The following is a 14820-nucleotide window of genomic DNA, read 5'->3' on the forward strand; positions in this document are numbered from 1 at the left end:
TTAGGCTATTTTTCGATAAATCGCGCAGAGGCGGCTGGGGTTAAAGATTTTGGCTTTGAACATGAAGTTGGGCGGGACATTTATAATTGCATAATCGTCCGATTCGTGATACTGTTCAAACTCCCGTGGCATTCCTTTGGGAGTCCCTTCGCTGTAGGGGACAGGTTGAAACAGTAACTCGGTGAATTCCAAGTCTTGACAGTGCAGTTGTCCCGCGACTTGCTGGCGGAATGATTCACCGTTCAACAAGCTAAATAAATGGGTCTGGGCGTCTGGTTCAAGGACAAAGCTGCCATCAAAATTGTTAACAATTTTTAATTGAGCCATGGTTGGGCAGAATCGTGGGCAAGTTTACGACTGGGATGATTATACCCCAGATGTTGCATCATTCTCAGTCAGCCAATTTTAGGAGGGCGACCCGACAATAGTTAGGGGTCGGTTCTCTTAATTGAGTTGAGTGGGTCGCCCCTACAGATCTATGACCGACAAATCAGCTTTTGGCGACGGTGGCAGAGGATGTTAATGATGATCCCGTACCTGTAATGTTCGCAATCGATTTAAGGCGGCGGCTAACTCAAATTGCCGGAATAATACTAAGTCTCCTTCTGGCAAATTTCCCAGCAAATCTAATCCCTGAGATTCCAGATCTGCCATCATCCGATTTAGCACTTCGGCAACTGTAGTTCGCCCATTAATATAGTGCCGTTTGGCATAAACAATCGCTTCAGCAATTGCCCGTAATTGCCCTTTCTCCACAATCTGTTCAACGGCGGCTAAATCAATTTCCTCTTTGCCAAAGACAACTTCATCCACATCGCGCACTTTCAGCTTAACGTCTCGTGAACCGCGACTGGGATCAATGCTTTCGGGTAAGGGAATACGTGGCGCAATCTCGCCAAACTCTTTTCCGCCTTCGGGAATCCGTTCTGTTTGATACTGTTTCGCGATCGCGCGGGCTTTTTCGGTAACATCGTAGGGTTGGAAGTTATCCATGGCGATGACGGTATCGGCGACATCGAAGTAATCACCACTACCCCCCATGACTACAATCGTGGATACTCCATAATCAGTGTAGAGTTGGCGTATCTTATCGATAAACGGCGTAATCGGTTCCTTGTCTTTGGCAATCAACTGCTGCATCCGATGATCCCGAATCATAAAGTTTGTCGCCGCCGTATCCTCATCCACGAGTAATAACTGGGTATTGGCTTCTAACGCTTCAATAATATTCGCCGCCTGGGAGGTACTTCCACTCGCATTGGCGGTGGAAAATTGACGAGTAGACCGACCTTGAGGTAGTTGGTTAATAAACGGCGAAATATCGACACTGGCAATACTACGCCCATCTTCTGCCCGAATTTTTACGGCTGAGGCTTGAGTCACCACCAATTCCCGTCCATCTCCCGGAATGTGATTATAGACCCCCACCTCGAGCGATCGCAAGACGGTAGATTTGCCATGATAGCCACCGCCGACAATCAAGGTAATTCCTGCTGGAATCCCCATCCCTGTTACCTCTCCCCGATTGGGACAATTAAAGGTTTCCCGCAAGGTTTCTGGGGATTGGAAGGGTAAGGCATTTTTGTCTAATGGGCGATCATCCACGCCACTGCGTCGGGGTAGAATGGCATCATCGGCAATAAAGGCAACTAAATCCCGTTCGGCTAACTGTTGACGCAGCCAGTCTGCATCTTCGATGGTTTCAACATGCTGTTTAATCTCTACAGCATCTAGAGACTCATACTTCAGCGCTTGATCAACAATCTCTGGAATATCCTCACACAACATTTCCGCCGCCTGACGCCCAGAAATACGTCGTCCCCGTGCAGGTAAACCGACGACAAAGCGCACTTCGACGAGTTCATCATTAACAAAAGCCGCCGTGCGTTCGATTACTGATTGTCCCACGGACATAATCGCAATCCGCCCACTATTTCCGGTTCCTCGATGGGAACTGAATTCTCGCGCCACTAAATCAAACTGGCGTGTCAGGTAATCCCGTAAGGCGATTTCTCGACTACGACTTTGGTAAAGGGTTTTGGGAAAATCCGCCACCGCTTGGGACAGTTGCACCCGAACATGACTGGGACTGGCAAAGGGATCACCTTGGACGCGATCGACAATTAAGGTGAAATCCGAAAAGTGATAACGTCCCTTGATATCCTTATAGGCTTTGTAGCTCTTGTCGTCAAGTTGGAGTAGGAGTTGGCGTAGTTTCTCGCGATTACTCATAATGTGGTCAGAAATTGGGTAATAGCTGCTTTCACACTACTACCAGATCCCCGACTTCTTCACGATTACCAAATTCCTATTCCTAGAAACCGGGTTTCTCGTGAGGATGGCAACTTCCTATCAACCTTTCACCTCCAGAAACCCGGTTTCTTGACCGATGTCCTAGGGCTTAAGTTGACGAAACCGGAAAACTGTAGTAACACCTACCAAAAAATTATTGAGACTTGGCGCGATCGCACAATTGTTCCTGAGTGCTGATAAACCTTGTGGCTTGGGCATTCCAGGCATACAGCACATTGCTCCACGATAGTTTAGGGATATGCTAAAGTGACAAAAAATGCTTCCTCCTGTGATAGTATGTCCCTTTCTACTTCCGCGAAAATCATCTACCCCGAAAGTGACGGTCAACCTTTGGCAGACAATACAATCCAATTCCGCTTGATTGTCACCATTCAAGGTGGAATTGATGCCCTATTTCTTGAGAATCCTAATGTCTTTGTTGCTGGAGATTTATTTTGGTATCCAGTGGAAGGTGAACCGTGGATTAGACAAGCACCTGATGTCATGGTTGTCATCGGACGTCCCAAGGGTGATCGACGTTCCTATAAACAGTGGGAAGAAGACAATATTCCGCCGCAAGTCGTTTTCGAGATTGCCTCTCACAGTAATACGAAGGCAGAATTAGAGGAAACCAAGCGTTATTTTTACGAACGTTATGGTGTCGAGGAATATTACCTGTTTGATCCTCAGCCTGGAATTCTCAAAGGATGGCAACGAGATGAAAGACTCTTACAACCCATTCCGAGAATGTCGGGTTGGATTAGTCCCTGTTTGGGCATTCGATTTGAAGTAGAAGAGGGGAATTTACAGCTATACCATCCTGATGGGGAGCGATTTGCTTCCTTTGTGGAAATTATTGAACAGCGAAGGTTAGAAAAACGGGCAAGAGAACAAGCCGAACGGGAAAAAATACAAGAACAACAGGCACGAGAACAAGCTGAACGGGAAAAAGTACAAGAACAACAGGCACGAGAACAAGCGGAGTTGGCGCAACAAAATGCGATTCCAAAGTTATTGGAAATGGGTTTAACTGTAGAACAAATTGCTGAAGCGTTATCGTTACCCGTGGAGACTGTGCGGGCTATAGCTGGAAGGTAAGCTTATCTTATACCAAGTTGCAGTCAAAGAGGTAATCTATCATGCTGAGCGGAACCCTTCACGACCTTCAGATTCTAAAGCTCGTTCCTCGCTATAGCTGCGCTTCACGCTTCGCTCAGAATGACATATTAGAATGAAGAAATTTCTCAGTTTATCAATCAAATCTCTGTTCAGTTAAATTGGTAATCAAAAAATCTATGATGATATTACGTTGCTCGTGATGAAACAGAAATAGATTTAGGAGGAATTAGATATGGCGGGGTTTATGGAACCTGTTGACGAAGTGGAAGGAGACTATTATGATATTCTTCATTACGATGATGGATGTTGTGACTATTGGGTAGTGGGACATGGATTAGAAAGTGGTGTGGTCATGCTGATGGCACAAACAGCAATTAAGCAGGTCGGGACAATTGAAGTTAACGGTAGGGATCGTCATACTCACTTCCCTTGAGAAGAAAGCTATACTGTTCGCGGTCACAAACTGAGCTTTGATCATGCAGAGCGTAACGGAGTTCAGCTCGCGCATCTGGTGAGATTCTAGGCTAACGCCGAGCTTCGTTCAGAATGACAACACGATAACCGTGCGAAGTAGACGTTTTAGGTAAGAGTTTGAGGCGTGTTTACAAAACTTAATCTAGTTAAGTTTATTTCCACCAATCTGCTTAGAACCCTTCGATAGTATAAATATTCAACCGGACATAATAGTAGACATTAGGGACAGAATTTTGCTCTGCACAGATAAAATAATTGCCACTGATAATTTTCCACAAAAACGGTATAAAAGTGAGCAATTTTGTGAGATCCTAGAGATAGGTTACTCTGGCAAGGCTGCTGCCCTTTAAGGATCTGTGACGTCTCAAGGAGATTAACTGATTAGCAAGTTATACAGATTATCTTTATTTATGAAACGAATCGATTTCCTAGTTACCACTGCCTATTCTTTAGTCAAATATCATGCCGACTCTACCGCCAAAATCATTATAACCTTATTGGACAAGTTGTGAAAAAATAATAACTTTTGATTGGACATAATGGCTATGCATAAGATATTTGGAGAATTTCAAGAAAATCTGTCTGATGAACAAGAGTTTTTAATTCTTGGCTTCTCACCGAGTTCCATTCCCATTCAGCAACGCTGGCGCAACAATGGTTTATCGGCTGATTTTGTCGCTGATTACTTGACTACCTTTTTTCCCGCTATTTACGAAGATCCAGACCCTGAGGGGAAGCGAGTTGAAATAAAAGGAGCGGTGAGTTATATCGCTAATGAATTACTGGAAAATGCGATGAAGTTTAATGACGATAATTCATCCTATCCGATTAAATTTGGGTTACATATTTTAGATATTGCGAGCGAAATAACTTTAGTTTTATTGGCAACTAATAGTGTTTCTCAGCAATCGGTTCATAAGTTCCAATCTTTCATTCAGGAATTACTCGAATCCGATCTGGATGAACTCTATATCCGTCAGTTAGAAAAAAGTGCTGAAGATGAAACCGGGGGAGCTTCTGGACTGGGGTTATTAACCATGAAAAATGATTATTTTGCCAAGTTAGGTTGGAAATTTGAAACCGTTAAACAAGAACCCGAGGTGGTTACGGTAACAACGATGGTGCAACTGAAGGTATAAATTAAAAACCTTCAATAAGTATTATCAGCGATTTATAGTTTTAGGAGCTAAATTATTCATGGAAAAGCAAAACGTTCAGGGTGAAAATTACCAAGTAATCGGTGATCCAGAAACATCCACTGTATATTTTAAAGGGTCACTGCGACTGGGTGGAATGAAGGAGTACGAACCGATCATCAAAATCCTCGATGAGATGATTCAGCAAGACCCTTCCTTGATTACGTTAAACCTGCGAGAGCTAGAATTCCTCAATAGTTCAGGAATTAGCATGTTATCTAAATTTGTCTTGAATGTACGCAAAAAGAAGACGATCCAGATCGAAATTAAAGGCTCCGGTAAAATTCCTTGGCAAGGAAAATCGTTAAAGAATCTACAGCGATTAATGCCGGGATTAAAGTTGGAGTTGGAATAATTATAGCCCCGATTTATAACAGGCGTTGGTGTTCTCGTAGGGGCGACCCGCCGCACACAATTCATACCACCAAACCCTTAATTTGATCGGGTCGCCCTTCGCCCGGTATGGGGAATTATCTAACACCGGGTACAAATGTAGGGGCGACCCGCCGCACACAATTCATACCACCAAACCCTTAATTTAATCGGGTCGCCCTTCGCCCGGTATGGGGAATTATCTAACACCGGGTACAAATGTAGGGGCGACCCGCCGCATACAATTAATACCACCAAACCCTTAATTTAATCGGGTCGCCCTCCGCCCGGTATGGGGAATTATCTAACACCGGGTACAAATGTAGGGGCGACCCGCCGCATACAATTAATACCACCAAACCCTTAATTTAATCGGGTCGCCCTCCGCCTGGTATGGGGAATTATCTAACACCGCATTTAGAAAAGGGCGAGTCGAGACAAGTTAATTCTCACACCGCCTACTATGTGCAGCGACTCGCCCCTACAACCGCGATAATCCCAAAGGCTTAAAATCGTTGACCCAAACCAAACTGGACTCGGCTATCTCCTTGGTCATTAAATCCTAAATCGGCGCGGATGATACCCACAGGGGAATTGACGCGCAATCCCGCACCGTAACCGAACCCACTTCCCGGTTTACCCCGTACCACACCCGGTTCTCCCGGTACGGTTTCACTCGAACCCAAATCCGACGCAAAGTCAGCAAAAACAACTGCACCCACTGGATTGAAGATGGGAATCCGATACTCCGCCGACGCTAACACATAACTGCGCCCTGTTCCGACATCCCCTGTACCGTAGCCTCGCACCGAATTTTGACCGCCGAGGTTAAAGGCGTTGTAGGGGGGTAAATCACCAATCGTGGTTCCTCCCTGAACGTTAAATGCCAAGACTTCTTGACTATTGCCATTAAATACATCAACGGGAACGTACTGAGAGTAGTTTGCCTCCAGGCGATTCATCAAAATACTGCCATTACCAATAGGTACAGACTGTTCCGTACTCAGATGCACCAGAGAACCTTGGGTGGGATTGACAGGATTGTCTCGTTTATCCCGCGTCACTCCAGCAGAAACGGTAACTAAATCATCAATTCCGTTATCGCTAAAGGAGAGACGATTCCCGAATTCATCAACTGCATTAATTTTGCCCTCACTATCGCGGATACTGGTGCGGGTATAGTTGACGCCTACCGACGCATCCCATTCCTGATTCACGGGTTTGGATAAGCTGACACCACCGCCAAACTGTCCTTCACGGGGATCATCCCCATTCGCGAGATCAACATCATCATCGAATGTTTGGGATACAGTACGACGCCGAAACGTATTCACGTTATATCCGGGTTGTTCTGGATTACTAGCCCGATAGGGTCTACCATAGTTGCCATCAAACTGGAAATCACGACGGCTAAACTGTATATTCAATCCCAGTTTCTGGTTCACACCACCAAGATTAAAGTCGTTATAGCTGAGAGTGCCAAAAACACCACTGTCATTGCTATATCCAGCACCAGCATTTACCCCACGAGCTGATCGTTCAATCAGATTGTAAATAACATCGACATTTCTCGCATCACCATTCAGGGAAATGTCTACCTGCTCAAATAATCCCAATTGGTAAAGCTGTTGCAAGTCTTGGCGGACAACCTCTACATTAAAGACTTGACCGGGTTGTAGGTTCAATTCGCGATTAATGAAATCCTCGCGAGTTCGTCCGTCTGTGGGTTCGCCTTCTTCGTCGAGGAAGCGGAAATTAATGTCACTGACGACGCCTTCGGCTACTTCAACCGTAATCACGCCATCGGGTGTCGATCGCACGTCTAAAACCTGTGCCAAGATATAGCCATTGTCTTCATACCATTGTTCTAACTGTTGTATCCCTTGACGTAGGCTAGCTGGACTAACGGGTTGACCCAATTGCGGATTAAAAATAGAATCAGCTATGTCTGGGGTAAGAACCTGGTTACCGGAAAGTTCTAGCGATCGCGCGATAACCGGTTCAACCTGATAAACAACCTCCCAGCCAGTGGAGTTAGCCCTTGGCGTGACACTGGCCTTGGCAAAGAACCCTGTATCTAAAATCCCTTGAATATCCTGATCCAATTGACTTTGACTGGTTTGACCCCCTGGACGAGTGCGAATCGTTTTTAAGACAAGCTGCTGCAATTCTTCAGACACACCAACGACTTGCACGTCTGTGGCGAGAACAACTAAATCGTTAGACCGTTGAGATTGATTTAGGGTGGGAACAGATTGGGCAAATTCTGGGGTTGGCGTCGCTTCTGGAGCGGCGACGGTTCTAGGGGAAGGTGTTTCTGGGGCGGTTTCTGTGGGTACAACATAGTTTCGGGTTTCCGATGGTGGGTTAGTTGTCGGGGAATCTGGAGTCGCCATCGCTTGCTGAGTTAAATCGCTACCCACCAGCACAGCCAAAGTGGAAAAGGCAACAGCTCTATATAGCATAAAATTAGCCTCAATCGTCCGTTCGTTAGTGAAAATTGTCTTACGTTTGGTTAACCTGACCAAGGCTAAACCTGTGGAGTTCCAACCGATGTGCCACCTTTCTATCTGACACAATCTGTGTAGGGGCGGGTTTCACTATTATCGTTTTTTACCTCACCCAGATATGAATAAACCCGCCCCGACTAAGTTGAGAGAGGTTGATCAAACATGAAAATCTAACCTCTAAAATTATCTGACCTAAAAGCGATGTATCATATCAAATTCAGGTCAAACGTTATCGCAAAAGTATGCAACAGGTTGATTGGTTGATAGTTCTGCTCTACCTGATTGGTTCAATGGGATTAGGACTTTATCTCTCACGCAAAGCATCAGGGAGTTTAGTTGATTTTTTCGTTTCTGGGCGATCGCTTCCTTGGTGGTTAGCCGGTACAAGTATGGCAGCGACAACGTTTTCCATTGATACACCCCTTTATATTGCTGGGGTTGTGGGTAATCGAGGCATTGCCGGAAACTGGGAATGGTGGAGTTTTGGCATCGCCCATCTGGTGATGATTTATATCTTTGCCCGATTGTGGCGACGTTCGGAAATTGTCACCGACGCGGAATTGACTGAACTGCGTTATGGCGGACGAACAGCCGCAATTTTACGGGGAACCAAAGCCTTTTTATTTGCCGTACCGATTAATTGTATTGCCATTGGCTACGCTATGCTTGCCATGATTAAAGTGGTGGATGCCTTGGAACTTTGGCAGAGTTTGGGGATTGAACCGGGGGAAAATCTGAAAATTTTGAGTGTGGTTGGTGTTAGTGTTTTGGTTTTAATTTACTCAGGTTTTGCGGGGCTTTGGGGTGTAGTCACTACCGATTTTTTCCAGTTCTTTTTAGCACTATTTGGGGCAATTGTTGTCGCGATCGCAGCGGTGAGTCATGTCGGTGGAATTCATGTCCTTGTGCCAGAAGTGCAGCAGATGACTGGACATGATATATTATCCTTTTTTCCGATAACTGATAATTTTCGCTGGAGTGAAACCGCCGGGATTACCGCCAATACCTTTTTTGCCTATATCTTTCTCCAGTGGTGGACGTTTCGTCGGAGTGATGGTGGTGGGGAATTCGTGCAACGTTTAGCGGCGTCTAAGGATGAAGCGGAGGCAGAAAAAGCCGCTTGGTTATTTAATATTCTCCATTATGTGATCAGAACTTGGCCCTGGATACTCGTGGCGCTGGTGGCGATTGTCGTCTATCCCGATTTATCCGACCGAGAATTGGGTTATCCTAAACTGATGCTGGATTTCCTTCCCCCGGTGATGTTGGGGTTAGTGGTTACGTCTCTACTGGCTGCGTTTATGAGTACGGTATCTACATCGATTAACTGGGGCGCATCTTATTTAACCAATGACCTGTATCAGCGCTTTATCAGACCGAATGCTCAACAGTCAGAGTTGGTGTTAGCGGGGCGGATTGCTTCAGTGGTGGTGACGGCATTAGGGGCGATGGCGGCGTTCTTTTCTCAGGATGTGGCAACCGTATTTCGGTTAGTGATTGCCATTGGCACCGGTCCTGGCTTAGTCTTAATCTTACGCTGGTTTTGGTGGCGAATTAACGCCATAGCTGAACTGACGGCAATGGTGGGTGGGTTTATTGTCGGGTTAACCACCAGTATCGTCCCGATTATTCAGATTGAGGAGTTTGGTTTGCGTTTACTGGTGACGACAATTATTACCAGTGTGTTATGGATTACAGCCCTGTTAGTGACGCCGCCAGAATCGGAGGCAACTCTAGATGAATTTTATCGTCGGGTGCGTCCAGCCGGTCCGGGTTGGCAACGTCAACAGGAAAGCACGGGATTACTACCGATTCAAAACCTGGGACAGGATATTAAACGGGTATTTGCCGCCATTTTATTGTTGTTTGGTACTATGTTTGCAATCGGAGGATTTCTGCTGCTACAACCCCTGACGGGTTGGGTGTCCCTGATTATTGCTGTGGGTGGGGCAATGTTGCTGCGTCAGCTTAATCGGAAAAAAGCTGTACCGATGCCTAGACCGGGATTAGATGATCAAGACGATGATTCCAAGTAGTTATAAGATAGATAACAATGGCGTTACAAATCTTTATCCAATTGGATACCTATGTCTATTTTCCGTCAGTATATTGCCCCTTTTTTGATCGTCTTAGTCTTTGTCGTCGCGTTACTTGCCGTCAGCGCTCGCATCTTTTTGCCCAATGATATGGCAGCGCCTGCACCTATTGAAGATACGAATTCGGTGAGTATGAGGGGATTGGGGACGTTTTGAGTGTTGAGTGTGTAGGGGCGGGTTTAGGGACTTTCGTCTCGCTGTTGATGATAAGTGTTGTTCAAAACCCGCCCTGACTCGTGTTGAATTTTGAGTTTTAACCCTTCGCGTCGCACCGCTATCAGGGAAAATGTATCATTGCTCCCCCCGCTTCCAGACGCGCCATGGCGCGTCTGTTGTCTGCGAAACGTTATCGGTAAAACCCGCCCCTACAACCACACCCCTGCTCCCTTATTGCGATCAGATGCGTACATCATTAATACCGGGTTATCAGCTACGAGTTGGCTCTCGACTGGAAAAGGCAACCTTGTTGAAGTTTCTCCAACTGAGTTATCAAGAGCTTTTCCCGCAACAGCAAGATTTTTCTCATTTAGAAGAGACAATACGACGGTATTTTTGTCAAGACACACCGTTATGGTGGGTAGACTTAGCCAATCCTGAAGGTGACGCCGCACCATCAAATCAACCTATCGCTGGTTTATGGCTGGGAAATGCCGTTGATCAGGTCAGTGGCGATCGCCATGCCCATGTTTTTTTACTCTACGTGATGCCAGAGCATCGGCGTCGGGGTATTGGTTCGGCACTGATGTATCATGCTGAAAACTGGGCTAGAGTTCGGGGCGATCGCCAAATTGGGTTGCAAGTGTTTGAGTCAAATCCGTCGGCTGTGCGCCTTTACGAGAAGTTAGGGTTCCAAACCCAGTCCCTTTGGATGGTGAAACCGCTGTCTGGATAAGAGTTCTGAGTGTTGACGCTTCACTTTTTCCCAAGGCATACTTTTGAGTGCGAGAATGTTCAGATGGATAAGTTGACAAAGGAAAAATAACAAATAACAAAGGACATAGGACAAATAACCGCTGAATAAGATATTTTTTTAAATATGTATGATAATAACGAGCTAAGATTAATCGAGGCGGCAGGTGAGCTAGACAGCCCTCTGGATGAAATCGAGCCAATTGATGACCACGCAGAAGCGACTCAACCCGATCCAGAAGCGATGCTGGCTCTGCTAACCGCCCCAGAAACGCCCCAACGGATGCTGGCGGCGCGGGCTTTTTGTGAACTTCAAGATGAACGGGCAATTCCCCATCTGATTAATTTGTTAAACGATGTCTGTCCGTTGGTACGGGTGAGTGCGGCTTATGCATTAGGACGCAATCCTGATCCAACAGCCGTCGATCCTTTAATAGAGCAACTGAACCGGGATTGGAATGGGTATGTGCGTAAAGGGGTCGTTTGGGCATTAGGTAATTGCCGCGATCGCAAAGCATTGCCCAGCTTGATTGATGCCTTATGTACAGATATCTCTGCCGTGCGTTTGTGGGCAGCAAGTTCCCTGGCACAGATGGCAAAGCTAGACTATGAGGATATCGTCGCCTGTGTTCCCCCATTAATTACTGCCTTAAAGCAAGACCCCATGGCAGCAGTACGCAGTAACTGTGCTTGGTCATTAGGGCAGCTTTGTCGAGAACTCCCCTCGAATGCTATCTATGCAGGTGCAGTTGACGGTTTAATTGAAGCCTTTGCCGAAGATGAAGATATGGGCGTGCGGGAAGATGCTAAAGCGGCTCTGTTGAGAGTGGGCGATCCCCGTGCCTTACAGATGATTGAGGAAATTGAGCTAGACGGATTGTTTTAGGGGATTTGTCTTATGTCATTCGTCTTATGTCATTCGTCATTCGTCATACTCGCTTCCCCTGCTTCCCCTGCTTCCCCTGCTTCCCCTGCTTCCCCATCTCCCTCAGCTCTCTATTCCCTATTGCCTATCAACAGCTTCTCTCTACAGACTGATGAACTTTTTGTGTTCTCTTACCAAAATAGAAAGGTGAATAAAAACGCAACAATAATCCGAGTCCTGCATTCTGACAGGTTGATCGGTTTTGAAGTATAGGGAGAAAAAATATGGCTGTAGCACAATCACAATTAAGACATGCAATTGGCGTCTTTCCTAGTCGTCAACAGGCAGAAAATGCGCTCATGGAACTCAGAGATAGGGGATTCGATCTGGATCGAGTTTCCGTGATTGCTAAAGACGCTAGCCTCAATGAGAAAATTGGCGGTACGGATCTCCATAAAAGCGGTGGCAACCAGGCGGGAAAAGGCGCAAAAGCAGGTGCCGCTGCTGGCGGTACGGTAGGCGGTTTCCTCGGTTTAATTGGTGGTCTAGGCGTATTAGCAATTCCTGGAGTCGGTGCAGCTACAGAATTAGGAATTGTTTTAGCGAATACCCTCTTAGGAGGTGTTATTGGTGGCGCTGGTGGTGGTTTAGTTGGTGCCTTGATTGGTTGGGGAATCCCCGAAGATGCTGCTAAACATTATGATGAACGAGTTTCCGTCGGCGATTACGTGGTGATTGTAGAGGGTACAGAAACCGAGATCCTGAATATGCAACCCATTTTCCAAAATCGAGGAATTCAGGATTGGGCTATCTATAATGCACCTGGCGTCAATACCAATCCTCAGATGGGTACCAGGGTATAGGTATAAGGATGGACAATGTTCATCCGATAAGATTTAAGAAATGGTGGGGATAAGTCCTCGCCGTTTGTTTTTTGATATCCTCCCCAACCTCTCTCCCAATGGTCGATTGAGGTTGGGGATTTCCATCATTTCATTACTGATGAGACGTCCTGGTTTATAGTTCTAGGCAACCCATTCATCAAACCCTTATTATGGAAGCATTTCAGTTAAGTGTGTTTCTTCTATCTGTAACGGATGTGTAAAGCGGAACTTGTCTAACGATTTTATGTCTCCACAGACGAATGAAGACTATCTTGCCTTACTCAGGCAAGGGGTGGAGGTATGGAATGCGTGGAAAGCGCACCACCCGGATATCCGACCCAATCTCAGCTTTGCTACGGGTAAGGGCGTTGCCATCCAAGGGGCGAAACTCAGTGGCGTTGATTTGAGTCGGGCAAATCTAAGTCAGGCAGATTTGAGTAAAGCGGATCTGATTGGCGCAAACCTGAGTGAAGCATATTTGAGTGAGGCATATTTGAGTGAGGCGGATTTGATCGGTGCAAACCTCACAGCAGCCGATCTGAGAAATGCTGACTTAATTAGTGCCAATCTCATTGGTGCGAACCTGAATAACATCTATCTTAGTGGTGCTGATTTGACTAAAGCCAACCTCAGTGGTGCTGATTTAGTGGGGGCAAAATTGATTGGCGCTAAACTGAGTGGAACCAATCTGAGTGGGGCGAATCTGAGTGGGGCGAATCTCAGTGGTGCCCACCTTGTTGGTGCAAACCTGAGGGGGACGAATCTCAAGGGTGCTAATTGTAGTCAAGCCAATCTGCGGGGCGTCAACTTACAACGCTGCAAAGCCTTCAACACCGATTTTCACCAAGCCATATTCACCGCCGCCTGTCTGGAAGACTGGCACATCAATAGCGGGACAAATTTAGCCGAGGTGATTTGTGAGTATGTTTACTTACAAACAAATCAACACGAACGCTGTCCCCATCAGGGAACATTTGCCCCGGGAGAATTCACTAGGGTTTTTCAAGTTCCCTTAGAAACGGTTAATTTAACGTTCCGCAATGGTATTGATTGGCAAGCGTTCTTTGCCGCTTTCCAAGCCTGTCAAGTCCAGGATGGGAGTAACATCCTCACGATTCAATCCTTAGAAAATCGCCCTGATGGGGTATTAACCATCCGGATTGCCATTCCTATCGATGCCAATCGGTTGGAGGTTGAGCATTTCCTTAATCGTGAGTACGATGCCCAACTTGAGGTGATTGATAAAGACTATCGTTATCAGTTACAGGTGAAATATGAGCAAGTGGCTACCTATCGTCAGCAGAGTGCCAACTTAACCGAGATTCTGCAACGGTTGGCGGAGAAAACCGTGAATCCTGCTCAAACGATTAATGTAGAGGCAAGACGGTTAGTTGAACCCCTCACGCCTTACCCGTCTAATCAGGGTGAGTCCATGGAAAATTGTCCCTCTGGAAATTCTGCGATCGCACCTGCTTATACTCTAGAACAAAAGCAACGACTGACCGATACCGCAACCAAAATTCAAAAGTTACTCCAGCAGCTCGATCAAACCTATCCCACGAATACGCCTCTGGAAAAACAACGGGTGGTTATTGAGGTGCTAGAGAGGATTGAGCAGAATCCGATGCTGAAAGCTTCAGTCGTTGAAGGCTTAAAAGGCGTGCAGACTGAGGTATTAAAAGAATTGATTGATCATCCTTTAGTCAATGTACTGCTGGCAGCGTTAGAAGAGTATCAGACAATACATTAACAATTCTTAATTTAAAATGAGCTGTGTACCTAATAAATATAAATTTTTATTGCTATAAGTCTAGCATCATGAGCAATCCATCCTAAACTTTATACAAGCTTGACAATAAAGCCAAATAGTAGGAGGAATAGTTAAAGATTCAATGAAAATATTGATGACAGGCTATCACTGAACAGGTTTGCCCTTAGAATTAAATTATAGCCAGATAAAAACCGACCTGTTTAGACTCAGAATGTGCTGTTGGTCACCTAGAGGTAAGCTCACTCACCTTAAAAAATATAGTCAAGTTTAGTAGAAACAACGACATATTTTTCTCCGCCTTCCGCTAATTGAGGACTGTCCCCCTATTCACC

Annotated in this window: 13 protein-coding genes; 10 read left to right on the top strand and 3 right to left on the bottom strand. The window is 45.9% G+C overall.

The genetic code is table 11. From position 1 onward, the window contains the following. Together MC7420_RS08470 and MC7420_RS08475 are read right to left on the bottom strand one after the other, a co-directional pair. Entirely contained in the window at positions 1-327 is a 327-nt protein-coding gene (locus MC7420_RS08470) for a hypothetical protein (RefSeq protein WP_006099972.1), read from the bottom strand. Between the two features lie 192 nt (positions 328-519). After that, on the bottom strand, positions 520-2232 hold the full coding sequence (locus tag MC7420_RS08475) for an ABC-ATPase domain-containing protein (RefSeq protein ID WP_006099765.1): 1713 nt from the start codon (positions 2230-2232) through the stop codon (positions 520-522). Between the two features lie 357 nt (positions 2233-2589). Between MC7420_RS08475 and MC7420_RS08480 the strand changes: the two genes are divergently transcribed. From MC7420_RS08480 to MC7420_RS08495, 4 genes are all read left to right on the top strand, one after another. Next, positions 2590-3390 (top strand): Uma2 family endonuclease, encoded by an 801-nt coding sequence (locus MC7420_RS08480; protein WP_006099634.1) that lies wholly within the window; start codon positions 2590-2592, stop codon positions 3388-3390. Between the two features lie 253 nt (positions 3391-3643). Beyond that, positions 3644-3844, top strand: coding sequence for a hypothetical protein (locus MC7420_RS08485; protein ID WP_006099640.1), 201 nt, complete (start codon positions 3644-3646; stop codon positions 3842-3844). Between the two features lie 586 nt (positions 3845-4430). Further along, positions 4431-5024, top strand: a complete 594-nt coding sequence (locus MC7420_RS08490) for a DUF6272 family protein (RefSeq protein WP_044206022.1) — start codon at positions 4431-4433, stop codon at positions 5022-5024. 58 nt (positions 5025-5082) lie between these two features. Continuing rightward, positions 5083-5436 carry a slr1659 superfamily regulator gene (locus MC7420_RS08495; RefSeq protein ID WP_006099756.1) on the top strand — a complete coding sequence of 118 codons (354 nt, stop codon included), beginning with the start codon at positions 5083-5085 and terminating at the stop codon, positions 5434-5436. 523 nt (positions 5437-5959) lie between these two features. Here MC7420_RS08495 and MC7420_RS08500 read toward each other — a convergent pair. Next, positions 5960-7918 carry a BamA/TamA family outer membrane protein gene (locus tag MC7420_RS08500; RefSeq protein WP_006099773.1) on the bottom strand — a complete coding sequence of 653 codons (1959 nt, stop codon included), beginning with the start codon at positions 7916-7918 and terminating at the stop codon, positions 5960-5962. 287 nt (positions 7919-8205) lie between these two features. Between MC7420_RS08500 and MC7420_RS08505 the strand changes: the two genes are divergently transcribed. The 6 genes from MC7420_RS08505 to MC7420_RS08525 all read left to right on the top strand — a co-directional run bounded on the left by MC7420_RS08505 (position 8206) and on the right by MC7420_RS08525 (position 14467). Then, positions 8206-9999 carry a sodium:solute symporter family protein gene (locus tag MC7420_RS08505; protein WP_006099623.1) on the top strand — a complete coding sequence of 598 codons (1794 nt, stop codon included), beginning with the start codon at positions 8206-8208 and terminating at the stop codon, positions 9997-9999. Between the two features lie 51 nt (positions 10000-10050). Then, positions 10051-10215 carry a hypothetical protein gene (locus MC7420_RS41230; protein WP_006099783.1) on the top strand — a complete coding sequence of 55 codons (165 nt, stop codon included), beginning with the start codon at positions 10051-10053 and terminating at the stop codon, positions 10213-10215. Between the two features lie 130 nt (positions 10216-10345). Continuing rightward, the gene (locus tag MC7420_RS08510; protein WP_006099741.1) at positions 10346-10951 is read left to right on the top strand and encodes a GNAT family N-acetyltransferase; all 606 of its coding nucleotides are present in this window, start codon (positions 10346-10348) and stop codon (positions 10949-10951) included. 144 nt (positions 10952-11095) lie between these two features. Next, complete coding sequence (locus MC7420_RS08515; protein WP_006099865.1) at positions 11096-11854, top strand: HEAT repeat domain-containing protein; 759 nt, start codon at positions 11096-11098, stop codon at positions 11852-11854. 263 nt (positions 11855-12117) lie between these two features. Next, the gene (locus MC7420_RS08520; RefSeq protein WP_006099857.1) at positions 12118-12696 is read left to right on the top strand and encodes a general stress protein; all 579 of its coding nucleotides are present in this window, start codon (positions 12118-12120) and stop codon (positions 12694-12696) included. Positions 12697-12961: 265 nt separating this feature from the next. Continuing rightward, positions 12962-14467: a pentapeptide repeat-containing protein gene (locus MC7420_RS08525; protein ID WP_044205882.1), complete on the top strand. Its 1506-nt coding sequence runs from the start codon at positions 12962-12964 to the stop codon at positions 14465-14467. Positions 14468-14820 lie beyond the last annotated feature (353 nt).

The sequence above is a fragment of the Coleofasciculus chthonoplastes PCC 7420 genome, assembly GCF_000155555.1.
GTDB classification, from domain to species: domain Bacteria; phylum Cyanobacteriota; class Cyanobacteriia; order Cyanobacteriales; family Coleofasciculaceae; genus Coleofasciculus; species Coleofasciculus chthonoplastes_A.

Excerpts from the sequence above, each read along its gene's own strand:
- MC7420_RS08470 (WP_006099972.1), bottom strand. The coding sequence starts at position 327 with ATGGCTCAATTAAAAATTGTTAACAATTTTGATGGCAGCTTTGTCCTT.
- MC7420_RS08475 (WP_006099765.1), bottom strand. The coding sequence starts at position 2,232 with ATGAGTAATCGCGAGAAACTACGCCAACTCCTACTCCAACTTGACGAC.
- MC7420_RS08480 (WP_006099634.1), top strand. The coding sequence starts at position 2,590 with ATGTCCCTTTCTACTTCCGCGAAAATCATCTACCCCGAAAGTGACGGT.
- MC7420_RS08485 (WP_006099640.1), top strand. The coding sequence starts at position 3,644 with ATGGCGGGGTTTATGGAACCTGTTGACGAAGTGGAAGGAGACTATTAT.
- MC7420_RS08490 (WP_044206022.1), top strand. The coding sequence starts at position 4,431 with ATGCATAAGATATTTGGAGAATTTCAAGAAAATCTGTCTGATGAACAA.
- MC7420_RS08495 (WP_006099756.1), top strand. The coding sequence starts at position 5,083 with ATGGAAAAGCAAAACGTTCAGGGTGAAAATTACCAAGTAATCGGTGAT.
- MC7420_RS08500 (WP_006099773.1), bottom strand. The coding sequence starts at position 7,918 with ATGCTATATAGAGCTGTTGCCTTTTCCACTTTGGCTGTGCTGGTGGGT.
- MC7420_RS08505 (WP_006099623.1), top strand. The coding sequence starts at position 8,206 with ATGCAACAGGTTGATTGGTTGATAGTTCTGCTCTACCTGATTGGTTCA.
- MC7420_RS41230 (WP_006099783.1), top strand. The coding sequence starts at position 10,051 with ATGTCTATTTTCCGTCAGTATATTGCCCCTTTTTTGATCGTCTTAGTC.
- MC7420_RS08510 (WP_006099741.1), top strand. The coding sequence starts at position 10,346 with ATGTATCATTGCTCCCCCCGCTTCCAGACGCGCCATGGCGCGTCTGTT.
- MC7420_RS08515 (WP_006099865.1), top strand. The coding sequence starts at position 11,096 with ATGTATGATAATAACGAGCTAAGATTAATCGAGGCGGCAGGTGAGCTA.
- MC7420_RS08520 (WP_006099857.1), top strand. The coding sequence starts at position 12,118 with ATGGCTGTAGCACAATCACAATTAAGACATGCAATTGGCGTCTTTCCT.
- MC7420_RS08525 (WP_044205882.1), top strand. The coding sequence starts at position 12,962 with ATGTCTCCACAGACGAATGAAGACTATCTTGCCTTACTCAGGCAAGGG.